The sequence below is a fragment of the Rhizobium sp. 21-4511-3d genome (assembly GCF_053522545.1).
Map to the genome: position 1 here is coordinate 107,225 of NZ_JBNWCF010000011.1, position 24,685 is coordinate 131,909.

At 59.1% G+C, this 24,685-nt stretch carries 21 protein-coding genes, 1 tRNA gene and 1 pseudogene; 9 read left to right on the forward strand and 14 right to left on the reverse strand.

Features of this window, described 5'->3' with window-relative positions:
• The first annotated feature begins 26 nt into the window (after positions 1 to 26).
• The gene (locus tag ACQZ5H_RS22930; RefSeq protein ID WP_130279026.1) at positions 27 to 341 is read left to right on the forward strand and encodes a putative quinol monooxygenase; all 315 of its coding nucleotides are present in this window, start codon (positions 27 to 29) and stop codon (positions 339 to 341) included.
• Positions 338 to 1,219 (forward strand): LysR family transcriptional regulator, encoded by an 882-nt coding sequence (locus ACQZ5H_RS22935; RefSeq protein WP_449099086.1) that lies wholly within the window; start codon positions 338 to 340, stop codon positions 1,217 to 1,219. The genes ACQZ5H_RS22930 and ACQZ5H_RS22935 overlap by 4 nt, the downstream gene beginning before the upstream one ends.
• Here the strand turns inward: ACQZ5H_RS22935 and ACQZ5H_RS22940 are convergent.
• The 4 genes from ACQZ5H_RS22940 to ACQZ5H_RS22955 form a co-directional block, all read right to left on the reverse strand.
• Complete coding sequence (locus tag ACQZ5H_RS22940) at positions 1,214 to 1,375, reverse strand: hypothetical protein (RefSeq protein ID WP_449099087.1); 162 nt, start codon at positions 1,373 to 1,375, stop codon at positions 1,214 to 1,216. The genes ACQZ5H_RS22935 and ACQZ5H_RS22940 overlap by 6 nt on opposite strands.
• A 29-nt stretch (positions 1,376 to 1,404) precedes the next feature.
• Entirely contained in the window at positions 1,405 to 1,842 is a 438-nt protein-coding gene (locus tag ACQZ5H_RS22945; RefSeq protein WP_449099088.1) for a DUF4174 domain-containing protein, read from the reverse strand.
• A 127-nt stretch (positions 1,843 to 1,969) separates the two neighbouring features.
• Complete coding sequence (locus ACQZ5H_RS22950; RefSeq protein WP_112713176.1) at positions 1,970 to 2,215, reverse strand: helix-turn-helix domain-containing protein; 246 nt, start codon at positions 2,213 to 2,215, stop codon at positions 1,970 to 1,972.
• A 223-nt stretch (positions 2,216 to 2,438) separates the two neighbouring features.
• Positions 2,439 to 3,377: a DMP19 family protein gene (locus ACQZ5H_RS22955; protein ID WP_449099089.1), complete on the reverse strand. Its 939-nt coding sequence runs from the start codon at positions 3,375 to 3,377 to the stop codon at positions 2,439 to 2,441.
• A 190-nt stretch (positions 3,378 to 3,567) separates the two neighbouring features.
• Between ACQZ5H_RS22955 and ACQZ5H_RS22960 the strand changes: the two genes are divergently transcribed.
• The 5 genes from ACQZ5H_RS22960 to ACQZ5H_RS22980 all read left to right on the forward strand — a co-directional run bounded on the left by ACQZ5H_RS22960 (position 3,568) and on the right by ACQZ5H_RS22980 (position 9,337).
• On the forward strand, positions 3,568 to 4,041 hold the full coding sequence (locus tag ACQZ5H_RS22960; protein ID WP_449099090.1) for a hypothetical protein: 474 nt from the start codon (positions 3,568 to 3,570) through the stop codon (positions 4,039 to 4,041).
• A 223-nt stretch (positions 4,042 to 4,264) separates the two neighbouring features.
• Complete coding sequence (locus ACQZ5H_RS22965; protein WP_449099091.1) at positions 4,265 to 5,119, forward strand: hypothetical protein; 855 nt, start codon at positions 4,265 to 4,267, stop codon at positions 5,117 to 5,119.
• Positions 5,120 to 5,176: 57 nt separating this feature from the next.
• Positions 5,177 to 5,908, forward strand: coding sequence for a hypothetical protein (locus ACQZ5H_RS22970; RefSeq protein WP_449099092.1), 732 nt, complete (start codon positions 5,177 to 5,179; stop codon positions 5,906 to 5,908).
• A 659-nt stretch (positions 5,909 to 6,567) separates the two neighbouring features.
• Positions 6,568 to 7,134, forward strand: coding sequence for a hypothetical protein (locus ACQZ5H_RS22975; RefSeq protein WP_449099093.1), 567 nt, complete (start codon positions 6,568 to 6,570; stop codon positions 7,132 to 7,134).
• A 454-nt stretch (positions 7,135 to 7,588) separates the two neighbouring features.
• A complete protein-coding gene (locus ACQZ5H_RS22980; RefSeq protein ID WP_449099094.1) occupies positions 7,589 to 9,337 on the forward strand; it encodes a flagellin N-terminal helical domain-containing protein in 1,749 nt (582 codons plus the stop codon).
• A 49-nt stretch (positions 9,338 to 9,386) separates the two neighbouring features.
• Here the strand turns inward: ACQZ5H_RS22980 and ACQZ5H_RS22985 are convergent, their stop codons facing one another.
• From ACQZ5H_RS22985 to ACQZ5H_RS23005, 5 genes and pseudogenes are all read right to left on the reverse strand, one after another.
• Positions 9,387 to 10,079: a helix-turn-helix transcriptional regulator gene (locus ACQZ5H_RS22985; protein WP_449099095.1), complete on the reverse strand. Its 693-nt coding sequence runs from the start codon at positions 10,077 to 10,079 to the stop codon at positions 9,387 to 9,389.
• Between the two features lie 314 nt (positions 10,080 to 10,393).
• Positions 10,394 to 10,558 (reverse strand): annotated as a pseudogene (locus tag ACQZ5H_RS22990) (ATP-binding protein); the annotation flags it as partial.
• A 26-nt stretch (positions 10,559 to 10,584) separates the two neighbouring features.
• On the reverse strand, positions 10,585 to 11,286 hold the full coding sequence (locus tag ACQZ5H_RS22995) for a hypothetical protein (protein ID WP_449099096.1): 702 nt from the start codon (positions 11,284 to 11,286) through the stop codon (positions 10,585 to 10,587).
• 510 nt (positions 11,287 to 11,796) lie between these two features.
• Positions 11,797 to 11,873: transfer RNA gene (locus ACQZ5H_RS23000), tRNA-His, on the reverse strand.
• 129 nt (positions 11,874 to 12,002) lie between these two features.
• Positions 12,003 to 12,452, reverse strand: a complete 450-nt coding sequence (locus tag ACQZ5H_RS23005) for a phasin (protein ID WP_112713178.1) — start codon at positions 12,450 to 12,452, stop codon at positions 12,003 to 12,005.
• 212 nt (positions 12,453 to 12,664) lie between these two features.
• Between ACQZ5H_RS23005 and ACQZ5H_RS23010 the strand changes: the two genes are divergently transcribed.
• On the forward strand, positions 12,665 to 16,285 hold the full coding sequence (locus ACQZ5H_RS23010) for an ATP-binding protein (protein ID WP_449099097.1): 3,621 nt from the start codon (positions 12,665 to 12,667) through the stop codon (positions 16,283 to 16,285).
• A gap of 226 nt (positions 16,286 to 16,511) precedes the next feature.
• Here the strand turns inward: ACQZ5H_RS23010 and ACQZ5H_RS23015 are convergent, their stop codons facing one another.
• Positions 16,512 to 18,464 carry an acetoacetate--CoA ligase gene (locus ACQZ5H_RS23015; protein WP_449099098.1) on the reverse strand — a complete coding sequence of 651 codons (1,953 nt, stop codon included), beginning with the start codon at positions 18,462 to 18,464 and terminating at the stop codon, positions 16,512 to 16,514.
• A gap of 163 nt (positions 18,465 to 18,627) precedes the next feature.
• Between ACQZ5H_RS23015 and ACQZ5H_RS23020 the strand changes: the two genes are divergently transcribed.
• Positions 18,628 to 20,517, forward strand: coding sequence for an AsmA family protein (locus ACQZ5H_RS23020; protein WP_449099099.1), 1,890 nt, complete (start codon positions 18,628 to 18,630; stop codon positions 20,515 to 20,517).
• Here ACQZ5H_RS23020 and ACQZ5H_RS23025 read toward each other — a convergent pair whose 3' ends face one another.
• From ACQZ5H_RS23025 to ACQZ5H_RS23040, 4 genes are all read right to left on the reverse strand, one after another.
• Positions 20,518 to 21,336, reverse strand: coding sequence for an ABC transporter permease (locus tag ACQZ5H_RS23025; protein WP_112713186.1), 819 nt, complete (start codon positions 21,334 to 21,336; stop codon positions 20,518 to 20,520).
• Positions 21,337 to 21,339: 3 nt separating this feature from the next.
• A complete protein-coding gene (locus ACQZ5H_RS23030; RefSeq protein WP_449099100.1) occupies positions 21,340 to 22,251 on the reverse strand; it encodes an ABC transporter permease subunit in 912 nt (303 codons plus the stop codon).
• 2 nt (positions 22,252 to 22,253) lie between these two features.
• Positions 22,254 to 23,396 carry an ABC transporter ATP-binding protein gene (locus ACQZ5H_RS23035; protein ID WP_449099101.1) on the reverse strand — a complete coding sequence of 381 codons (1,143 nt, stop codon included), beginning with the start codon at positions 23,394 to 23,396 and terminating at the stop codon, positions 22,254 to 22,256.
• A 97-nt stretch (positions 23,397 to 23,493) separates the two neighbouring features.
• A complete protein-coding gene (locus tag ACQZ5H_RS23040; protein ID WP_112713192.1) occupies positions 23,494 to 24,591 on the reverse strand; it encodes a polyamine ABC transporter substrate-binding protein in 1,098 nt (365 codons plus the stop codon).
• Positions 24,592 to 24,685: the final 94 nt, after the last annotated feature.

A 24,685-nucleotide genomic window follows, 5' to 3' on the forward strand; every position in this document is an offset into this window, starting at 1 on the left:
CAAACTCAAGATAAGGCGATCCATCGATGAGTGAAGACCGTGTCGTCAGAATGGCGGAAATCGAGATCGATATCAGGCATCTCGACGCCTACAGAGCGCTGCTTGCCGAGGAGATTTCGGCATCGGTCGCCTTCGAAGACGGCGTGCTGTCGCTCAGTGCGGTCGCCGTCGTCGGTTCTCCGGAGAAGATCCGCATTCTCGAGGTCTATGCCAACCGGGAGGCCTATGAAGCACATCTGCAGACGCCGCACTTCCTGAAATACAAGACCGGCACGGCCGGCATGGTCACATCGTTGACGCTTCTCGATGTCGAACCGATCATCATGTGCAGCAAGCCATGAACTGGGACGACGTCCGCATCTTCCTCGCCGTTGCCCGCACCGGGCAGATCCTTGCCGCCTCGAAGCGGCTGGGGCTGAACCATGCGACGCTGTCGCGGCGGCTGACTTCGCTGGAGGAAGCGCTGAAGACGCGCCTCTTCGTGCGCCGGACGAATGGCTGCGAGCTGACCGCCGAGGGCGAGGTGTTCCTGGCTTCGGCGGAGCGGATGGAAACGGAGATGCTGGCGGCGCAGGCCAACCTCGGCCGCACCGACACGGCGATCGCTGGCACGGTGCGGGTCGGCGCTCCCGATGGTTTCGGCGTCTCGTTCCTGGCGCCGCGCATGGGACGGCTGATCGAGCGCCATCCCGAACTGAAGATCCAGCTGGTGCCAGTGCCCCGCTCCTTCTCGCTGTCGCAGCGCGAGGCGGATATCGCCATCACGCTGGAGCGGCCGGAACAGGGACGGCTGGTTTCCGCAAAGCTCACCGATTACACGCTCGGCCTTTACGCCTCGCAGAGCTATGCCGACGCCAACGGCCTGCCTGCCGATGCCGAAGCGCTGAAGCAGCACCGCCGCATCGGCTATGTCGAGGACCTGCTCTTTTCACAGTCGCTGAACTTCACCGGCGAAGTGATGCGCAACTGGGATGCCGCTTTCGAGATTTCATCCGCCACGGGGCAGACCGAAGCTGTGCTTTCAGGCGCCGGCATCGGCATTCTGCATGACTATATCGCCCGCCAGCACGACAAGCTGATCCGCATCCTGCCGGAAATCTCGATCCGGCGGGCCTACTGGACGACGTTCCACGAGAGCGCGCGCGAGCTGGTGCGCGTGCGCACCGTTTCCGATTTCCTGCAGGAGCTCGTCGCCGCCGACAGGCACATCTTCCTATAGAAGGTGCTTGGGCGGCTCCTCGTTTTCATCGGGATTGGGGTTCGGAACCTCATCCGGAAGCCTGTCGGGCTCCGGCTCCTTGATCGGCGGCTCCGGCTTCCAGCCGGGTCCCGGCATCGGCGGCTGATCGGGGATAGGTTCGTTCGGTACGGACATATCCTGCTCCTTCCGTCTTGTTGGATTGCTCAGTTGTCCGGCTTCAGGGTCTCGGCGGCGCGCATCGGCATGCTGTCGATGATGGCGAACAGCTCGCCATTGCTGACGGGTTCACTGACCTTCAGCTTCACCGTTCCGTCCTTGCCGATCAGCGCCGCATGGAAATCTCCGGCATCGGGCGCATCGAGTTCGGTGCGCAGTGCCTCCGCCGCGATCGGTTCTGCCGAACCGAAGACCGGCTTGACGCTGTTGCCTCCGATTTTCAGGACGATCATGTCGCGCTCGTCGAGTGCCGGCCGGTCGGCCAGCAACTGGTTCTCCTGGCGCGCGGCGCGACTGTTATCCCTGTCGGAGAAAATCACGAAGACGCGGTTCTTCCACTGGAACTGCTCGAGGCTGGCGATTGCCGCATAGGCGACATTCGTCTCGTCCACCTTGGTCGCACCGTATAGAAGCGTCTTCGACATTCCGTTCTCCTGTCCACGGATAGAACGGCTGGAGGGAACCGGGAGTTCCATGATTACCGGGAACGAGGTCCTGAAACGAAAAAAGCCGGTCAGATCGACCGGCTCTTTTGGTTCGCCCTGAAGGCAATTACATCGGGACGAAAGCAGAAACCGGAACCTGCAAGGCAGCGGCGATGCGCTTCAGCTTTGCCGGATCGGCATGTTCCCCATTTTCAATTTCAGTAATTTCCGCAGCCACCAGGCCACAGGTTACCGCCAGATCATCAACACTGTACCCAACAGCTTCGCGGGCCTTCTTGACCTCAGCGGCGACATTGATGGCTGAAATGGCGGTGGCTTTGGATTGATCCAGATTCTTGAGAGAAATGGACATTAAAGTCTCCTTCTAAAAGCACTCAAGTAACCCCCGGCACAAAATGGCACTCCCGCTCACATTTTGCAACGCAATATAAGAGAAAGTTTACTTGTGCCGCAGCGGGTAGATAGGCGGGCCACCGGAGAGGGCAAGACCCGTAGAATTTAAGGGTATGACGGTTCGACGGGCGCGCAGGACTGGTTCGATTTGCGGCGGTAAAGCTAGCCAACAAAAAATCGGTCTATGGAACCGCAATTTCAGCGACTTTGGCGCCAGACTTCGAATCGAACATGGCAGCCCTGCCGTTGTTCTCTCCCATCATATGAAGGCCCTTGTCCGTCAGAAAGAACCAGACGATATCATGTTCCTTTGTGCCTTTCTGCTTAAGCTCAGCATCTGACAGCTTGACGATCTTCTTGCCATCGTAACGGAGCATGGGATCCCCCGCAGTAATCCGATCCAGCTTTTGCCCGCTTGCGGCACAAAGCGAGGCGATTAACTTCACATAAGAGGGCGTCCCCTCCCAAGCCGCTGCAGCACGCACATCCTTGTCTGGTATGGCCGCAACTCTATTTCTGATTTCTGAGCGCAGGGCATCTGGTGACAGGGCAGTCAGGGACGGTTGCCGCCGCAACCAGGTTGAGTTGAGTTTGGTCAAGTTCTCAGCGTTTTGGAGGGCAAAGAACTTGCTATCGTCGCCGTTGAGACTATCCCTTATCTCATCTTTGCCGAAGGTCTGCACACTCAAGAAGGTCTCAAGCTTTTTGGGATCGAGTGCCGCCACCTTTTCGACTACCTCGTCGAATAACGCCAAATTCTGGCGGGCATCGATGTCCAAAAGTCCTCGCCTTACATATCGGACGACATTGCGGTCCCATCCCGAATTGAAAACAAACTGGGCAAATCCGCCATTATCTACCTCTGCCAGATAGAAGTTGCCATAGTAACTTTCAAGCGCAAGCGGGCTGATCTCCTCCTCCTTGAGGCCTTTGTTGAGGAGGTCGCTGACGACATCGAGATTTGAGTCGACAATATCCCGAGGAGCTGCCGTACTCGCGATAGCATCGGTTGAAACCAAAATGCCGGCGAGATGTTTCGTCACGGAATGATTTACGTGCCAGACGGACACCCCAACAACGACCAGAAACACTAGAAAGCGTATATTATTTCGCGTCATCATCAAAAAACCTCAACGATTGTGAGGCGGCAATTTTCACGCGAGAGATTAACGTACCGTGCCTTTAAGCTGCTATTTAATCGCGTCAGCTTGACGCGCAAACGAAGGCTGGTATCTGGCTGCTTGGGGCGAAGGCATCATGAAGGCGGGGGTGGCTCATATTCTCCCAATACCGCCCCGCTTGGTCATGCACATGGCATCCAAAAGCGAACACATAAAAAAGTCCGAGAGCAAATGGCTCTTTCCGTCGGAACGTGGCGAAAAAGACATCCATATCCACCGATCGTCCACCTTGGTCGTTTGTCAGCGGCTTGCCGCGCGAGACACGCTTACAAAGCATAGAGCGACCGCCGTTAATCCATTCGCCGCGAACGGGATCAAATGGTGGACGCCGCATGATACGCGTCGGTCAATCACTCAAGCGCTTGACGATGCGGGCATTCCCGGCGGCGCGTCCGCGGTGCTTGCTCACGAAGTCAGGCGCACCGACAAATTGGATCGCCACGACGACGGATGGAGCGAGCAGCGCGTCGCTCGCATCACGCGGCTCGCGTATGGCGGGGCGCAGCACCTTCATTTGAAACGCAAGGCCATGACAGTCTGGACGGATGCAGTTCTCGACGAGTACATGGCGCTCAAATCGAATTGGACTCCAGCCGACAGGTAAGCGTTATTGGCCACCTCTTCGATGATGACGGTTCGATCTGTAAAAATGATAGAGATCGCTTTAGCTGCCGTTAATCCTGTAATCTCGCGGGCACTTCCACACGCAGTAGCCGGGTATAATTACCCTACGGATTCCGGGGGAAATTTAAGACGTAACCGCCGATGGTCGTTTCGGGGCGAGTAAAGCCCCGAGGGGATTTGACATCAAGGCCTGGGGGTTACAGATGCGTCGCATCTTAGAAGCGCCGGCGAACGGCAGACGCTGGTTCACAAAATACACGTTTATGGCGTCGGCGGCCGCTGCAGTCGTTGCCGCCACCTACAGTCCTGTACTCGCTGTAGGCGGTGCGGATGAATTTCGCGGCAGATGGTCACGCGATTGCGGGGCGGATGGCACCTGCATCCTCGACATCGCTACCTCGGCCTCATCCAACAGCGTCGAAATCACTTTCTCCATGAAGGGGAAGGCTGCGCCTTGCCACTGGTCCGTTCCCGCAACCTACGAGAAGAGCTGGGGAGGTCCAGTTGCTCACGATCCGTACGGCAACTACTATTTTTACCTGACCGTGCATGAAGACGGTCGCCTTTATTCTTCCGGCACGATGCTGCCAACCTGCGGTGGCCCGCCGCCCCTCGATCAATATTATGTTCGCGATCCGGTAGCCGCTCCTCAACCAGTGTCGATTTCATCAACCGATGAAAGCGCAACGGCAACAGTCGACAATCGGGCGGTATTCGATCACAACGGCTCGGATACGGTCATTAGCCCCAGCGCAGGCACGATCATCTATCAGAAACCGAAACGCTCAATCTCGGCGACGGTCAAGCCTGGTGCGTTGCTCTTCAAGTCCACCGCGCCGTGGGACCCTTACGACGACAGCGCCATCATCAAAGGTACGGCCTATACCTTCAAAGCAGGTTGCGCACCCGCTCCATATGAAGTCACAGGCAAGCAACAAGGCTGGCATACGCTGATCCTTCGAGGAGCTGCGCCTGTAAGAGAAAAAAACGGCTGCGGCGTTATCGGCCACAAAATGAACGGCAACGCACTGCTGAAGTTCGTCAGCGTCGGCGACTAATCCCCCAACATTCCTAGACAGGCAAATACTCGCCTTTTCCAACTCAACGAGGTCATCATGCGTATCCCTAAATGCGCAGCCCTGCCGGCTGCCCTATTCGCACTCGCGCTTCTTCCCGCCGCGCCCGCTTTCTCAGCGGAAATTGGAATCTCGGGTATGAACATCGGCATGACGCCGGATCAGATCGAGAAAGCCGCGCTGGATATCAACCCTGACTGGCGCTGGTCTGGCTTCACGAAGTGGGAACTGCCTTCGGGCGAGGAGTACATCAAATTCGGCAAATGGGGTCATCCGAACATCGAGACGCGCTCCCGAGAAGATATCGACGTCATGTTCTCGGGTTTGGGGAGCGGCAATGGAATGGTCGCATTGCACCGCACTATCCTCTTCGGCGAGGATTTATCAAAAGTTCCGCTTGGAAAGGCGGTTGCAGACGGTCTGCTGGAACGTCTGGGCGAGCCGAGCCAAATCTCTGAAGATGGTGGAAGTTACCGGATAACCTGGCAATTCGACGCACAGGGAAATAAGACGGATGCTTATAAATACGACGGAAACTGCATAATCAGCAGCGACCTTGTTGGCTTGAGGATGGACCCCAATTGCGGCCTCTATGTCACGGCCGGGATTTCGTCGGACAACCTGGGCCGCGCTGGACGCCTCGATTTCCAGATGATCGACCATCGCCGCGCAATTGATGCGGCTCCGCTCGACGAGGCGTATGCCGCGAAATCATTGGAGACCGCCAAGGCTAAATCCGCGCTTAGCACGATAAGCGCGCCGAAGTTCTAGCCCGAAGCCACCGTCAGTAGAGACCCCGCAGGTCAGGGGACCGTTCTCCGTCACCTTGATCTGCGGCATTTTTCGCGACAGCATTGTTACGTCAGCAAGCAAGAGCACGGCGAAAGACTTGAGCGAAAACCCTGAAGCTTTCAACGCCCTACGCAAGGCGGTTTATTCCTTCGCCAACGAGAACGGGAAAAACGCGGACGTCCTAAAGCGGTTCTGCGAAGACTTTATGCGTCGTAGGCGTGAGACGGGTTCAATCCGCGAGATGAGTGCGCAGGAGGAGTGCGAACTAGTCCACGACGTCGTTAGCTGGACGATGAACAGGTACAATATTCCGCGCTACCGGCCAAAACGCAGCCGAGAGGAGCGCGCCGGTTTCTTCCTGCTGGCTCCCGAGGCGCTTGCAATTTCTGGCGAGCTCTACGGAAAGGCGTCGGTGCGAGGAGCCGCACGCCTTACTGGACAGTCCAAGAGCACCGTCGGCAGACACCTTGTGAGACAGGGGGATATCGCCTCGACGCGATATCAAAGCTCGCAAGCTGACAAAAACCGGCCAACGGCTGCTCGAAATACTGGATGCGACATTCGATCGTCGCTCCGCAGGTATCATTCAACTCGACCGCCTCGCCTCGGCCCTGTGGGACGGCAAGGAGCTTAGCGTGGTGCCGGCGACGACCCTAGCGTCTCGAATTAAAAAACTGAAGACCGTTCTCTCCGAAGTTTCGTCCGCCGGACTTGGCTACAACATGCTCGCCATCGACGGCGTCTGCTGTGTCCATCGAGGACGCCGCTTTCATTCGATGTCGGAGGCCGCGACGTGGACTGACGAACAAAAGCGATTGAACCGATATCTGCCGATCCAATTTCCTACACCTCCAGCAGAGCCGGCCGAAGACTACTTCTGGTCCGACCCTTTCGTAGTTGATGTCATGGCTATCATCGATATGAGCGACAATGGTAATTTCTACCCATTCGAGAAGCTGCGCCCCATCTTCAGGTTTGAAAGGCCTTGGGTGGAGCGCGCCTACCGCTCATATTCCGGCAATAGAATGCACGAAAATCTGGCTGACCTCGTGGGGATGATCACTGACCCAGATGTAAGGGCTGCCACCAGACGCCTTGCAAAACTTCTTGGCGACCTGAAGGGCTTCGTGGGCGATTGTTCGTTATGTTTTCGATGCATTCCAGATGGTGGATTTCGTACTAGGCGTAATGGACAAAACCGCTGAGACGTCGCCCAAGAGCTTCGCCAGACTGGCCTATCTCCGGGATTGGTTTGAGAGCAGCGGTGAATACTATCACGACGTCCGCGAACGGCTAGCGAACATGCTTGACTTGGAAACGAACGGCGAGTGGTGCGCGCCTAGCGACGAAGTTTTGGCACAGTACCTACCCGAGCGTGACGGCCGCGCTGAAAACGAAATGTGAGCTGCCTTTTATAAGCAGTTACAGTGTCTTATCAATTTCTGTCCCGTTTTCCTTATATAGTAAGAGATATTCTCTATAGGTCGGGACCAGCTTCCAATGTCAACGATGGTTTTTTGGAGCTAATGCGTCACCGCCGTATTTTTACCCTACGCGCTCGCCGTCTTCGTTAAGATGTCGTGAACCATATTCTCACGGGCTATATAGCCCCCTCTAGGCGCATGATGCCGCCACATGATCCTACCTTTGTGGTGACTTTTGACCAGCGTTTCGACCAACACAGCCTCTATGGTGGCCCTGCATGCATTGCGCACGGTGAATTCCAACCTTGCCGATACGCAGAGCCGTGTCAGTTCCGGACTGCGGATACAGACTGCTTCCGACAATGCCGCCTACTGGTCGATCTCCACGACGATGCGGTCGGATCGGATGGCGGTTGCGGCCGTCTCAGATGCGTTGGGACTAGGTTCGGCCAAGGTGGACATCGCCTACCAGGCGATGGAGCAGACCGGAACAGTGTTGAGTCAGATCAAGTCGAAGCTGGTCGCCGCGTCCGAGAATGGGGTGGACAAGGCCAAAATACAGGACGAAATATCGCAGCTGGTCCAACAGACCGTGACCATCGCCGGTTCGGCCTCCTTCAACGGTGTTAACTGGTTGGACACCGATATCCACGACCTCTTCGAGGCGGACCCGGAGGATCGATCCGCCCACGTCGTGTCGTCATTTGTGCGGAATGCGGACGGCACGGTGGGGGTCGGCACGATGTCGATCGACCAGATCATGACATCGCTCTACAACAAGGAAGGCGGAGGGATTCTCGACGGTGATCCCCGGAGTCCGCTCACCATCGGCGGCATGCGAGATGCAAACTACCTTACCGCCGACATCACCAACGACTATTTCGCGGACAATGTCCACCCCGGCGCGCCGGCAGTCAGGTTATTCAATTTCACCGGCCCCACCACATTTTCGAACACCGATCAGGTCACGTTCGATGTCACCGTTGACGGTGACAACCCGAGCCAAGGATTGGCACCACCTCTGAACGCTGGTCATACAACGGTCGGCGTCACGATCAACAGGGCGCTGATCAACTCGACACTCGGCCGCTCCGATGGTCTTATCAGCGACAATGTCCAGTTGGTGAGGGTGCTGAATGCGGCACTCGCAGGAACCGGCGCATCGGCGAGTTACTATCGTGACCAAAATGGAAACGTGATCCCTGATCGGTACACAATCGAAACCGATGAAGACGCGTCCTTCGGCCTTAACGGGTCCCAGATCGAAATCAGCAACTACAGTGCAAGCACGGCCGTCGGCGATCTAGGAAACGGTAACGCTTACGGCTATCTCGGCTCTGCGATGACATTGAATTTCACGCCGTTCAAGATCTACCGGGACGTTTCTCTGGATTTCACCTTTGGCGTCAACGGCGAGGCGACCGAGACCCACACAATCGATCGCAACACGATCAATACGATCCTCGGAACGACGGACGGCTGGGTCAACACGGCCGACGACATGGTTACCGTTTTGAAGGCGCTGATCACCCGCCCCAACACCATCATTGAAGCAAACGGCTCGCAGATTCTCGTTAGGTCGGACCCCTTGGATGACAGGTTGAACGGCGGAAAGACTCAAATCGGTTTCTCAAATATGACCGTGAACGTCGAGCCGCTTCCAATGAGCGGTTTGAAGGACGTTGATGTCGAACGTAACCCCGGCCTGGTGAACGCCTATCTGTATACGGTGGAGACGATGCTGCGGCGGGTGGTCGACGGTGCGGCAGCCCTTGGCTCCCTGAAAAACCACATCGACATGCAGGCGGAATTTGCGGCAAAAGCAGCCGCTAACATCGACAAGGGGATCGGCCGACTTGTTGATGCCGATATGGAAGAGGAATCGACGCGCTTGACAGCGCTTCAGACCCAACAACAGTTAGCGCTCCAGTCAATGAGCATCGCCAACAACGCACCGAACAACATCATCCAGCTTTTCAGGTGATGCCTACGTCGGGAGAAATTAGCCAGCCCGGCGTGTCCCAGTAGAGTGTCTAGAATCGATTGCTATCTGCCACCCGCTCAAGATGGTTGGCCATGAGCATCGCGACCAGATGCACAGTGTTTCTGGCTCCATATCGCTCCTTCATTTTCTCAAGCCGATGCTCGATGGTACGATGAGAAACGTCGAGGGTGACCGCCATCTCCTTCGCGCTAGCCCCCTCAAAAAGGAGTTGGACGATCGCCTCATCCGCGATGTCGAGCTTCTCCTGTCGCTTTGGTTGGCTCACCAGGAATTGCGCATAGGACGAAGAAATGATCCAGCGTGGCCGCTCGACATTCCGCTGAGGAATGAGGATGCGATCGTAGCCAAGACTTACGCCGAAGAGCTTGGTCTTCACGAGTTCCATCGACGGCTGCTGACTTTCAAGAACTTGAAGAAGGCGCGGGATGACCGCCTCCTCCATGTACGTCTGGTCCTTGAAATCCCCAATATACGTGTCGGCGAATATCCCGTTGATATTCAGGATGCGCGACGTGAATCCCGAATGGCGTATGGCCTTCATGTGCCACCGCTTGGGGTCGTCACCATAGATCGAGAATACTGTCAGTCTCATTTTGATCGACAGCATGTCGAGGATATCGCGGTAGACGAAATCTGGCGTGCTCGGGGTCTTTGGGTCCGTTTGCAACCAGTTGTCGATCATCTTTCGCGTGACCGCGCTGAAGGGTGTATCTTTCGCCATCGCAATGCTTATCAAACGTGTCTAAATCACTAGCAGGTACAATCCAAAGCCGATTGAAATGCAATAGAGAGTTGCAACGCGCGTAGGTTTTCCAACAGCAATCCGACGATCTGGACGCGAGATATGGAATGCCTACTCGGAGGCAGTCGATCCAAATGCCAGCCGCGCTATGCTGCTCCTCCTGCGGCTACCCCGAGAACCGGTCTCGACATGTGCGAATTCCCGCGCCATCCCCGGTGCCGGAGAACGCTATGCTTGGCGCTCCGATGCGCTCTTCTCTGCCACAGGTGCGGGTGATGGAGAGTTCTTCGGCTTTAGCTTTGAGAGCGGTTCTTGAAGCGCCAAGATTCGTTTCCGGTCTCGACAATCTCACAATGGTGCGTCGGGCGGTCGAGAAGTGCCGTCGTCATCTTGGCATCGCCGATAGCCGGGCTGCATAGCAGGCCGACGGCCGCTGCGATCTTGGTGCGTAGGTACAACGTCCTGCCTGCCTTTCTTCTGCTGCTTATTGCTCCACCACAAACCGATTCGCTCGTGAACCTTCGAAGGAATCCCAGGCTGACCATCCGTCACAGATTAGGCTGATAGATGTGTCCGAGGGCCGTAGGCGAACAGCGTTGGGAATTTCCGCCAGGAACTGAGCGTCAAAATCTTTTCGAACTGCGGCAGTCTCCTTTGGTTCGAAAAATGCAAGGAAAAATGAATAGCTCCGCATATGCACGGTACGTAGGACCTTCCGACCTACACGTGGCACGGTAAAATCCATAAAGCCCACTCGATTGCTTGTTGGCTCGAATAGAAGCGGTACCCCGGCTTTTACTTTTTCAGCCGGAGCCATGTCCGGATATGTCAAGTGAGCGTATAGGTGTACAGAGCGGCCCGTCGTTTGGGAAATGCCGCGAATATAAGGCAGCAGCGGTTGATAGGCGAAAACGTCAAAGGCAGCATGTACGCGTGCTGAGTTATAGCAAACCTTCAGCAACCACCTCTTTAGCTGATGATAGTCATTATCAAATTTCACCGTCTCATAGCGCTGGACGATATTCGAAAACGATTTATCGAAAAGGGTACAGGCGTATCCATCGAGGCTCGAAAGAAAACCATTATTGCATGGCGCACAGACGTCACGAATAGTCGGCTCGACCCCGAGCGTGGCGTCGAGTTTCCTAAGCCAGAACGCATTTTCCTGCTGGTCGTTTGCTGTCATCAATCTGCTGTGTAGCTTTGTCGGCCACAAATGTTCCTTGGTGATCTTAGAGGCGGTTTCCCCGCAATAGCTACAAAACCCCATGACCGCCTCCAATTGCACGTTGCACGCAAGACGGGCATATCGCGATTCCGTTAGCGGAGTGTTGCCACCCCGGCGGCTTGGAGCTTAACTAATGTAGCACAACGTAAGAGATTACCCCCACCGTCATGATGGATTACAAAGCGCCCTGTTCCTACGGCGGGGGTGAGATGTGCTCCCGCTGATGCAGCAGCCATCAATATCGCTAAATTGCCCCACGTCATGAGGCAAATCACCAACCTTGGCGAATCGTTTGGGTGGGAAAACGTTTAGGATTTTACGGAGAGAATTGGCGTTCGGCGGCCCGATTGACTAGCTCCGAAACACATCGAATGTTCCAGACGTGTTCCGCAAGGCCGTTTTCGGAATGCTTTACCCAATTCGGGAAAATTGCAACTTCCATAAAGATATCATTTTATTGTGGAAAAATGGTACGGTTGGGGGGTCTCGAACCTCCGACCTCAGGTGCCACAAACCTGCGCTCTAACCAACTGAGCTACAACCGCACAATGCCGCGCTCGGCGCGACGGGGGTCACATACGAGGACTTGAAAATTAATTCAAGCCCTATCTCCCCTCAATATACAAAAAGGCTGGACGAGGGGTCCAGCCTTTCTTTGATTTTCGATCAGCGGATCAGGCGACCTTGAAGGAGGCCATGACCTTTTCAGCGGCTTCCTTGGAAGGCTTTGCCAGCTTTTCGGCAACCTGCTTGGAGGTTTCCTGCATCGACTTTGCCTGCTCGACGGTCAGCTCGGCCTGCTTGCGGACGAAAGCGGTCTGCAGCTCGACGAATTCGGCAATGGACTTGACGCCGAGGAGCGCTTCCATGTGCGACAGGGAGTTTTCTGCATTGGTGCGCAGGGCGTCGATCGCCTTGAGGCCGATCTCGACAGAGCCGGCCTGCGCCGTCTGAACGGTGGCTTCCAGGGTCTTGCCAGCTTCTTCGCCAGCAGACTTCATCTTGGAATAGGCATCACGGGACTGCTGTGCGCCCTTTTCAGCAAAATCGCGGAAGGATTCTGCGAACTTGGACGGATCGAATGCAGCCATTGAAAAAACGTCGTCGGTCTTTATGGTAGCCATGGATGCGAGCTCCTTGAGTCCGGGCGTTTGACGCCCTTTAGTTTGGATAGAGCTTATATAGACGATCTTATTGTGCATTGCAACATAATTGTGCGACGCACAACGCATTAACCTTTCCGCCCGAAAAGGCGGCCTCAAGCTGGACCCCTTTCCGGCGCATCGTTATTAATAGACCGTTAATTTAAATGAGGCCGAAGGCAACAAGGTTCCCCATGCCCGCTGTCCAGTACCCGTTCATCGATATTGCCGTGCATCAGCGGGTGCGGGAGCGCTTTTCGCGCGGGGAAGCCATGGTGCTGTTCTCCGCCGATCTGACCCGCCTGCTCTGGGCAAACGGCACCGGCGCCGAGCTTTTCGGCCACTCAGCCGTCTATGACCTGCTCGATCAGGGCGTCGGCAATGGCGACATCACCTTCCGCCAGCTGGAGACGACGGCGCGGCAGCTGACATCGACCGGCGACAGCCGCAATCTGATGATCCGTATCGTCAAGGGCTTTCAGCGCGTGCCCGTGCAGGCCGTGGTCGAGCGCATCGCGCTTTCGACCGGCGAGCGGGCCATCCTGTTTTCGGTTCCCGTTGCGGGCAAGGCCTTGCCGGCCAGCGCTTCGGCGGCGCAGATGATCCAGGGTCTCGACGATCCCGATACGCATATGGCGGTGATCGGCGCCGAGGGCGAAGTGATCGCCTCCTCGCCCGGCTATGCCTCTCTGGGAATCACGCAGCAGACCGCAAAGAGCCTGACGGGCCTTGCCGCCGCCCATCCGGACCGGCTGGTGAAGCGCCCTGTTGCGACCGGCAAGGGCTACCTGCCGGCCGCCGTCGGCAAGCTCAGCGACGAACCTGTCCTCAACCTGCTTTTCGCCGTCGAAACGGTGCTCGGCCACCTCGACCCGATCGATGCTGCAGTGCCGGAACCGGCCTTATCCACAGCCGCCGTTAACCATATCGAGCCACCGAAGTTCGACGAGGCGCTCAATGCGGTCGCCGGCATCGAGGATGTCGAAGAGGTTCTGGAGAGCGTCGCCGAGGCTGAGGAGCCTGTTGCCGAAGAGCCTGAAGTCGAAGAACTCGTTGCCGACGTAGAGGCCCAGGCGGATCTGGCGGAAGGCGCTGTCGAGGAAGAAGAGACGCTTCCCGAGGCTGCCGAGCTGGAAACAACTGCCGCCGAAGACGACGGCCCCATCGCGATCGAGCCGGAACCGAATGTCGTGCTGGATGCGGAGCCTCTGGACGCCCCTGCCGAGGATGTTGCGGAAGAAGAGCCGGTAAGCGCGGTTTCGGAGGAGCCCGAGCAAGAGAGCGTTGCCGCGGCCGAAGCGGCTCCGGTTGAAGCCGTTGCTGCAGCGCCCTCCTCCGGCTTCAAGTTCCAGCCGAACAGCCGCGCCACGCGCTTTGTCTGGAAGATCGATTCGGCCGGCTGTTTCAGCGAAGTGTCGAACGAGTTTGCCGAGGCGGTCGGCCCGAATGCGGCGAATGTCATCGGCGTTGCCTTCAGCGATATTTCCGCCCTCTTCAATCTCGACCCCGAAGGCAAGATCGCCGAGGCGCTGGAGCGCCGCGATACCTGGTCGGGCAAGACCATCCATTGGCCGATCGAAGGCACGAGCCTCGTCGTGCCGGTCGATCTCGCGGCCCTGCCGACCTATACGCGCCAGCGCGAATTCGACGGCTTCCGCGGCTTCGGCGTCGTGCGCCTGTCGGATGCGGCGGAAGATCCGCTCGCCCTTGGCCTGACGCTCGGGCCCGATGGCATCGGCCGGGATGCTGCCAGCCTTGACCAGCCGGTCGATGTACCGGAAGAACCGGTTGTCGAAGCAATTGAAGAGCATGTGGCCGTAGAAGCTGAAGCTCCGGCACCTGCCGAAATCCCGCTACCGCGCGAAGAGCCGCCGGTGCTGCGCATGGCGGAAACGCCGAGCCGCCGCCTGACCGACAAGATCGTGCAGCTGCACAATGCCGGACCGGGCCTCAGCGCTGCCGAGCAGGCAAATTTCCGCGAGATCGCCAAGCGCCTCGAAGCGTTTGGCGTACGCGATACCGAAGATGAAGCCGGCGAACCGGTACAGCCCGAAACGCCGGCTGCTGCCAACGATGCGGCTCCGGTGGAGATCGAGACGGCTGCTCCTGCTGAGGAGATTTCAGGCGCCGAAGACGTTGCGAGCTTCGAGGCTGCCAACGCAAACGATGATGTTTCTGCAGAAGCAGCAGAAGACGAGACCGTTGCCGACGATAGCGATGACGATGCCACCGAGGGGCTGCCGGAAACGTCGGTGAGCCCGCTCGACATGCTGAGCAGCGTCATCCCTCCGCGCGTGAAGATGACGGACGGGTTGTCTTCCGACACCGTCGATCAGTTGCCGGTCGCGGTGCTGATCCATGCCGGTGACGAGCTGATGCATGCCAATCCGGAATTCATGCGCCTGACCGGCTATGCCTCGCTCGAGGCGCTCGGCGAGGTCGGCGGTCTCGATGCGCTGCTGCAGCGCCGCGAGCTGGAAGAGAATACCGGCCGTCCGGGCGCGATGATGCTTGTTACCGCCGATGACAGCCTGGTGCCGGTGACGGCACGGCTGCAGTCGGTTCGCTGGGAAGATGCGAGCGCGCTGATGCTGGCGCTGATGCCGGTCGAGGCCAAGGACGTGCCGCCCGCGAAGGTGGAAGAAGAGCCGCGCCAGGAAAACCGCTCCGACCGCATGGTCGAGAAGGTCGCCAAGCTGCAGGTCGAAGTCGAGGAACTGCGCTCGATCCTGGAGACGGCCACCGATGGCGTCGTCGTGATCGGTGCCGAGGGCGATATCCGCTCGATGAACCGCTCGGCAAGCGCGCTCTTCAACTACGACGAAGAGGAAACGCGCGGCAAACCCTTCGTCATGCTCTTCGCTCATGAAAGCCAGAAGGCGGTGCTCGACTATCTGAACGGCCTTTCGGGCCATGGCGTTGCCAGCGTGCTGAACGACGGGCGCGAAGTGATCGGCCGCGAGGCGTCCGGCGGTTTCGTGCCGCTGTTCATGACGATGGGCCGCCTCACCTCCTCCAGCGGCTACTGCGCCGTCATCCGCGACATTACCCAGTGGAAGCGGACGGAAGACGAGCTGCGCAGCGCCAAGGGCGCGGCCGAAACCGCCAATGCCCACAAGACCGATTTCCTGGCGCGCATCAGCCACGAAATCCGCACGCCGCTGAATGCCATCATCGGCTTCTCCGACATGATGGCGAGCGAGCGTTTCGGACCGATCGGCCACCCGCGCTATATCGAATATGCCAACGACATCGGCCGCTCCGGCCGCCATGTGCTGGATATCGTCAACGACCTGCTCGACATCTCGAAGATCGAGGCAGGCGAGATGGATCTCGATTTCGCTTCGGTCGGCCTGAACGATGCTGTGTCAGAGGCCGTGGCGCTGGTGCAGCCGCAGGCGAACGGGCAGCGGGTGATCATCCGCACGGCGCTGTCGCAATCGGTTCCGAATGTCGTTGCCGACCTGCGCTCCGTCAAACAGATCGCGCTGAACATCCTGTCGAATGCCATCCGCTTCACGCCGTCGGGCGGCCAGATCGTCGTCTCGACCTCCTATGAGAGCAATGGCAGCGTCGTGCTTCGCGTTCGCGATACCGGCATCGGCATGACGCGCAGCGAGCTCGACCAAGCGATGAAGCCGTTCCGGCAAGTCTCGGCGCAATCGCGCCACCGCGGCGACGGCACCGGTCTCGGCCTGCCGCTGACCAAGGCGATGGTCGATGCCAACCGGGCGATCTTCGCGATCAACTCGACGCCGAACGAAGGCACGCTTGTGGAGATCACCTTCCCGTCGCAGCGGGTTCTGGCCGGCTGAAACGAAAAAAGGCAGCCTGGGGTTTAGGCTGCCTGGAGTTTGGTGCTGTTCAACAAGGGGCTCAGTCGCTCAACGTCATGTCACGGGAGCCAAGTGCTCCTAGCTGCCTATCATTCACAGCTCCAAGTGCCATCACCTTTGACGGACCTCCGTTAACGAATGGTTGCCGGGACCGGGAAGCTCTGAAGGGTGGAAGCTTGTAGTTTCGGGCGCATTTTACGCGACTTTAAACGTTTAACTCTGCCAATCCCGCAAATAGCTCAAGCGCTTCAGGATTTGCGAGCGCCTCCTTGTTCTTAACGGGGCGGCCGTGAACCACCTCGCGAACGGCGAGCTCGACGATCTTTCCCGACTTGGTACGCGGGATATCGGCGACGGCGATGATCTTTGCCGGAACGTGGCGCGGCGAGGCGCCGGTGCGGATGCGGTTCTTGATCGCTTTCGCCAGATCCTCGCTGAGCGCGACCCCGGGCGCTAGGCGAACGAAGAGCACGACGCGGACGTCATCATCCCAGTCCTGGCCGATGCAGAGCGCCTCGGCGACCTCTTCCATCTGCTCCACCTGATTGTAGATCTCGGCAGTGCCGATGCGCACGCCGCCCGGGTTCAGTGTCGCATCCGAGCGGCCGTGGATGACGAGGCCGCCATGCTCCGTCCATTCGGCGAAATCGCCGTGGCACCAGATATTGTCGAAACGCTCGAAATAGGCAGCGCGATACTTGGCGCCATCGGCATCGTTCCAGAAACCGACGGGCATGGAAGGAAATGCCTTGGTGCAGACGAGCTCGCCCTTTTCCTGGCGCACCGGCTTTGCGTCATCGTTCCAGACATCGACCGCAAGGCCGAGACCGGCGCCCTGGATCTCGCCGCGCCAGACCGGCTGCAGCGGATTGCCAAGCACGAAGCAGGAGACGATATCCGTGCCGCCGGAGATGGAGGCGAGCTGGATGTCCTTCTTGATACCTTCATAGACGAAGGTGAAGCCTTCGGGCGAGAGCGGCGATCCCGTCGAGGTCATCAGACGGAGGCTCGAAAGGTCATGGCTGCTGCGCGGCGTCAAGCCGCTCTTGCGGACGGCGTCGATATATTTGGCCGAGGTGCCGAAGATGGCAAATTTTTCGGCCTCGGCATAGTCGAAGAGCACGTTGCCATCGGGAGCGAAAGGCGAGCCGTCGAAGAGGCAGAGGGTTGCGCCCGCAGCAAGGCCGCTCGCCAGCCAGTTCCACATCATCCAGCCGCAGGTGGTGAAGTAGAAAAGCTTGTCGCCCGGCTCGATGCCGCAATGCAGGCGATGTTCCTTCAGGTGCTGCAGCAGCGTGCCGCCGGCCGAATGGACGATGCATTTCGGCACGCCGGTCGTGCCGGAGGAAAAGAGAATGTAGAGCGGGTGCGCGAAAGGCAGCTGGGTGAATTCGACCGGCTTTGCCTGATAAGGCGCGATCATCGCATCGAAAGTCCTGGCGTCCGTTACAGCGGCGGCCACGGCATCGGCATCGCCGGCATAGTGGACGATCATCGACGGCGCCTGCAATTTTCCGGCGACCGTCGCGACCTTGGCGGAGACATCCTGCAGCTTGCCGTTATACCAATAGGCATCGCAGGCGATGAACAGCTTCGGGTTAATCTGGCCGAAGCGGTCGAGCACGCCCTGTTCGCCGAAATCAGGAGAACAGGAGGACCAGATCGCGCCGATCGAGGCGGCGGCCAGCATGCAGGCGATGGTCTCCGGCATATTCGGCATCATCGCGGCGATACGATCGCCCTCGCCGATGCCGAGCGCCCGGTAGGCCTGCTGCAGCTTCGAGACCGTTTCGTGCAGGCGGTTCCAGGACCAGCGATCCTGCACCTTGTCCTCGCCGCGAAAGATCAGAGCATCGCCCTCGCCGCTATTGCGCAGCAGGTTTTCGGCGAAGTTCAGCCGGGCATCGGGGAAGAAGCGCGCCTTCAGCATGAGATCGCCATCGGCCAGCACCCGCTCGCCGCGTTCGCCGCGCACGCCGCAGAAATCCCAGAGGGTGGACCAGAAATGCTCGCGCTCGGCGATCGACCAGGCATGCAGGCCGGCATAGTCTTGAAGTGACAGGCCGAACGCCTCGTTGCAGCGCTGCATGAAGGCATACATCGGGCTCTTCTCGATGAACTCCCGCGACGGCGTCCAGAGCGGCACTGTGTCGTTCATTCCCATTTCCTCCCGTTTATTCGCTATATAACATGCTGCACTGCATTATAAAGTGTGCATGGCGCTCTGCGATCGGCCGTCCGAATTGCATATGGCGCGTATTTCATATATCCGGCAAGATCAGCGCCTAACGGGTAAGCGACTGAAAATACTGGCAGAGCTCATGAGTACGTCAAGACAACCGAAGTGGCGTAAAAAGATGGCCCCCGTTTCCCGCTGGCTTCCGGGTATTACACGTCTCGCAACCCTGCTCTTGCTTATTTCCGCCGTGATCTTTGTCGCCCTGCGCGTTGCCGCACCTTTCGTGGTTTCGACGGGCATGGTGCGCTCCGGCATCGAGGATGCGCTCTCGCGCTGGACCGGCTACAAGGCCGAGATCAAGGGCAGCCCGGAACTCGAATTCTGGCCGACGCCGCGCATCACGCTGCACCAGATCGCCATCCGCCAGCCGCCGAATGCCGGCAACAAGCTGCTCGGCACGATCGACAGCCTCTCGGCCGATTTCAGCCTGATCGAGGCGCTGCGCGGCCATGCCAGCTTCCATGAATTCCATCTACTGCGGCCCAACCTGTCGCTCACGCGTGATCAGCAGGGCCTGATCGACTGGACCTATGCCGGCCAACTCGCCAAGGCGATCGACGGCGCGCACCAGGATGGCAATGCGCAGGTACTCGACCGCAAGCTTGATGCCGAAGTCGGCGCCATTACCGTCGAGGACGGGACGCTCAATGTGGCCGATCTCGCGACGTCCAGAACCTATCATTTCGAAGGTGTGACGGCTGATATCAACTGGCCACGGCTTTCGAGTGGCATGTCGGCCGTGCTGATTGCGCGGACCGCGGGTCAGGATCTGAAGCTCGACTTCTCCTCGCGCAATCCGCTGCTGGTCTTCGGCGGCAAGACCACCGAGCTGAAGGCATCGCTTGCCTCGAACCTCGTCACCGCCTCTTTCTCGGGGCTCGGCAGCATCACCAACTTGACCGGTCTCTCCGGCAATATCAGCGCCACGATCGGCGACATGCCGGCCCTGCTTGCATGGTCGGGCAAGTCGATCCCGGGGATCGAGAGCCTCAAGTCCTTCTCGATCAGTAGCGACGTGCTCTCGGCCGCCAATGGCCTGCGCTTCAACAATGTGACGCTCGGGCTGAACGGCGCGACGGCAACCGGCGTGATGGACATTTCCAGCGTGCGTAACAACCGGGCGAAGCTCGGTGGGACGCTCGCCTTCGACACGATGAACCTGAAGCCGTTCTTCGACGCCTTCGCGCTGCGCCTCGCCGCGGGTGAAGAAACCGCGACGCCGGATGGCGGGCCGTTGCAGCGTCTCGATCTCGATCTGCGCTTCTCCGCCAAGGAGATGCAGCTTGCGCCCTTCAACCTCTCGGATGTCGGCGCCAGCGTCATCGTTTCCAGCAACGAAGCCAAGTTCGATATCGGCGACAGCCAGTTCGAGGGCGGCACGATGCTGGCGCATCTGGAAGCAACGCGCGGCGATTTCGACGGTGGCGGCAAGTTACAGATGTCGATCCGCGGCGCGGATTTCGGCGCGCTGGTCGAGCGGCTGCAGCTCAAGGGGCCGTTGCCGCTGACGACCGGCTCACTCGACCTGAACCTGAAGACGGCAAAGCCGCTTTGGACGGCCGGACTCGGCGACGTGACCGGTCAGCTCACCTTCCATGCGGGAACCGGCTCGATCGCCAATCTCGATGTCGAGGCGATCCGCAATCAGTCTGCGCAGCAGAAATTTTTTCCGCTCAGCGCTGCAGGCGACCATTCGTTCCCGTTCACCGAGGCACAGCTCACGGCGAATTTCTCGGCTGGTTCGGCAGAGCTTGAAGGCGTCAGCATCAAGGGCGCCGTCGAGACGCTGACGCTCTCCGGCATCATCCCCTACGAATCCAACGGGCTGGCGCTTTCCGGCTCGCTACAGGCGACCGACGATACGCGGGCTGCCGAACTGCCGCTCCTGCCCTTCTTCATCGGCGGCTCCTGGCCCAATCCGGTCATCTCGCCGGTGCCGGTGCTGACGCAGCCGGCACCCAGCGCTCAGTAATCAGGGCGCGTTGGCAGCAGCGCGTTCATCGCGTTCGCGCTGGACTTCACGGCGCTTGGTGATCACCGATGCCGCGATGACGCCGACGGCAACGACGGCGATCAGGATGGTGCAGACCGCGTTGATCTCAGGCGTCACGCCCAATCGTACCTGGCTGTAGATCCTCATCGGCAGCGTCGTGGCGCCCGGGCCGGAGGTGAAGCTGGCGATAACCAGATCGTCCAGCGACAGGGTGAAGGCGAGGATCCAGCCCGAGAAGACGGCCGGTGCGATGATCGGCAGCGTCACCTCGAAGAAGGTGCGCACCGGCGGCGCGCCGAGATCCTGCGCCGCTTCCTCGATCGACTGGTCGAAGCTCATCAGGCGTGACTGCACGACGACGGCGACGAAGCACATGGTCAGCGTCGTATGCGCCAGCGTGATCGTCCAGAAGCCGCGGTCGAGGCCGATCGCCACGAAGAGCAGCAGCAGCGACAGACCGGTGATGACTTCGGGCATGACGAGCGGTGCATAGACCATGCCCGAAAACAGCATGCGGCCGCGGAAGCGCGTGTGGCGCACCAGCGTGATCGCCGCCAGCGTACCGAGGATGGTCGCCGCCGTTGCCGACAGGACGCCAACGCGGACAGTGACCCAGGCCGCATCCAGCAGGGCGTCATTGTGCATCAACGACACGTACCACTTGGTCGAGAAGCCGCCCCAGACGGTGACGAGTTTCGACTCGTTGAAGGAGAAGATCACCAGCAGCACGATCGGCAGATAGAGAAAGGCGAAGCCGAGCGTGACCGAGATGATGTTGAAGCGTGTCCAGCGTAGCATCTCTTATCTCCCCTGCTCGTCGGCTTTGGCCTGGGCATTCTGGAAGAACACGATCGGCACCACGAGGATCAAGAGAAGGATGGTCGCCACCGCCGAGGATACCGGCCAGTCGCGGTTGGAGTTGAACTCGTTCCACAATGTCTTGCCGATCATCAGCGTCTGCGATCCGCCGAGCAGGTCGGGGATGACGAACTCGCCGACGGCGGGGATGAAGACCAGCATGCAGCCGGCAACGACGCCCGGCAGCGACAGCGGGAACGTGACCCGCCAGAAAGCCCGGATCGGCGTGCAGCCGAGATCCTGCGCCGCCTCGATCAGCGTGCCGTCCATCTTCTCGAGCGAGGAATAGAGCGGCAGCACCATGAACGGCAGGTAGGAATAGACGATGCCGATATAGACGGCGACATTGGTGTTCAGGATGATCAGCGGCGTGTCGATGACGCCGGTTCCGATCAGCAGCTGGTTCAGCAGTCCCTCCGGCTTGAGGATCGCGATCCAGGCATAGACGCGGATCAGGAAGCTCGTCCAGAACGGCAGGATGACCAGCATCAGCAGCGTCGGGCGGATGCTGCGCGGCGCCTGCGCCATGCCGTAAGCGATCGGATAGGCGATCAGCAGCGTCAGGAAGGTCGAGACACCGGCGATGACCAGGCTCGATATATAGGCGTTGAAATAGAGCGGGTCGTCTATCAGGTAGCTGTAATTGTCGAAGGAGAAGGTCGAAATCTTCTCCATGAAACCGGCCCAGCCATCGCTGAACGAGAAGGACGGCTCGTAGGGCGGCATGGCAATCGCCGTCGCCGACAGCGATATGCGGAAGACGATGAAGAACGGCGCCAGGAAGAAGATCAGAAGCCACGCATAGGGGACGATCATCACCAGGCGGTTGTAGACGGCTGAACCGAGCTTGCCCATGATCAATCCTTCAAAAGCACGCCGGCGTCTTCGGCGAAGGTGACCCAGACTTCCTGATCGTAGGTGAAGGGATCGTCGACGGCGCGCTGGGCATTGAGCAGCGACGCCTTGACCACCTGGCCGCTCTTCAGCTTGACGTGGAAGACCGTCATGTCGCCAAGATAGGCGATGTCCCAGAGCTCGCCGGAGGCGGCGTTGACGGTCGGGTTGGCAGGCGGCTGGCGGGTGACGCGGAGCTTTTCCGGGCGGATCGCGAAGCCGGCGCTGCTGCCCTTGGCGGGCATGTCCGACGTGGCGACCTTGATGCCGAAGCCTTCACCGACCGCGAGCTCGACCTTGGCGCCATCGGCGGAGATCACCTTGCCGTCGAAGATGTTCACGTCGCCGATGAAGTCGGCCACGAAACGGCAGTTCGGCGCCTCGTAGATCTCGGCGGGGGTCGCGACCTGCACCACCTTGCCGTGGCTCATGACGGCGATGCGGTCTGCCATGGTCATCGCCTCTTCCTGGTCGTGGGTGACGACGACGAAGGTCAGGCCGAGATTCTGCTGCAGGTCCATCAGTTCGAACTGGGTTTCCTCGCGCAGCTTCTTGTCGAGTGCGCCGAGCGGCTCGTCGAGCAGCAGCACCTTCGGGCGCTTGGCAAGCGAGCGGGCGAGTGCGACGCGCTGGCGCTGGCCGCCGGAAAGCTGGTTGGGCTTGCGCGAGGCGAACTGCTCGAGCTTGACCATCTTCAGCATCTGCGACACGCGCTCGGCGATCTCGTCCTTACCCATGCCGTCCTGACGCAGGCCGAAGGCGATGTTCTTCTCGACGGTCATATGCGGGAAGAGCGCGTAGCTCTGGAACATCATGTTGACCGGCCGCTTGTACGGCGGCGTGCCGGCCATGTCGGTGCCGTCGAGGATGACCTCGCCCGCGGTCGGCTGCTCGAAGCCGGCCAGCATGCGCAGCAGCGTGGACTTGCCGCAGCCGGAAGCGCCGAGAAGTGCGAAGAATTCGCGGTGGTAAATGTTGAGGCTGAGATCGTTGACGGCGGTGAAATCGCCGAAGCGCTTCGTAACGTTCTTGAATGAGATAAAAGGCTTAGAGGCAGGATCGGCCCAGGGCGCGAAGGAGCGGCGAATATTGCCAAGAGACTTCATGGTTTTCCCCGAAATTATGAATTTGAAACCGGCGCTCCCCCGACGGCCGGCACGTCAATAAAAGGCCCGGGCGTTGCCGTCCGGGCCGAAGTCTCGATTACTGGCCGGTGACGACCTTTGTCCAGATTCGTGTCACGAGGCGCTGCGTTTTCGGATCGAGCGGCGGCACCGTGAAGAGCTTGGCCATGACCTCGGGCGTCGGATAGATCGCCGTATCGCCGATGACTTCCTTGTCCAGGAACTCCTGCGAGGCCTTGTTGCCGTTGGCGTAGAAGACGAAGTTCGATGCCTTGGCCGCGACTTCGGGCTTCATCATGTAGTTGATGAACTCATGCGCTTCCTCGACATGCGGAGCATCCTTCGGGATACCGAAGACGTCGAAGAAGATCTGCGCGCCCTGGCTCGGAACCGAGTAGTCGATCGTCACGCCGGCCTTGGCTTCGGCAGCGCGGTCGCGGGCCTGGAACATGTCGCCGGAATAGCCGAGCGCGATGCAGATATCGCCGTTGGCGAGCGCGCTGATATATTCGGACGAATGGAACTTGCGGACGAAGGGACGAACCTTGAGCAGGACTTCCTGCGCCTTGTCGAGATCGGCCTGCTTCTTGCTGTTCGGGTCGAGGCCGAGATAGGCGAGAACCGACGGGATGACGTCGGTCGGCGAATCCAGCATGTAGATGCCGCAATCCTTGAGCTTCTCGGCCTTTGCCGGGTCGAATAGCGCATCCCAGTTTGGCTTCTCGTCGGTGCCGAGCGCGGCCTTGACCTTGTCGACATTGTAGCCAATGCCGGTGGTGCCCCACATGTAGTCGACGCTGTATTCATTGCCGGGGTCGAAGGTCGCGACGCCCTTCATGACGACGTCCCACATGTTCTTCAGGTTCGGCAGCTTCGACTTGTCGAGCTTCTGATAGACACCGGCAGCGATCTGGCGCTGCATGAAGGAAACGGTCGGAACAACGACGTCGTAGCCGGTGCCGCCCGCGAGCAGCTTGGTTTCCAGCGTCTCGTTGGAATCGAAGGTGTCGTAGACGACCTTGATGCCGGTTTCCTTGGTGAAGTCCTCAAGGATCGAGCTGTCGATATAATCGGACCAGTTGTAGACATTGACGACGCGTTCCTGGGCGTAGGACGGCGCGGCGGCAAGAATGGCCACGGCAACAGTTGCCGCGAGCTTTGCAATGACTGACCTCATAATCTCTCCTGTGGCTTATAATTATTAGGTATCACGCCCCCGGACACCCATTCCCTCTGGATTTTTAGCTAGACTAAGAAGGATTTTGAGAGCC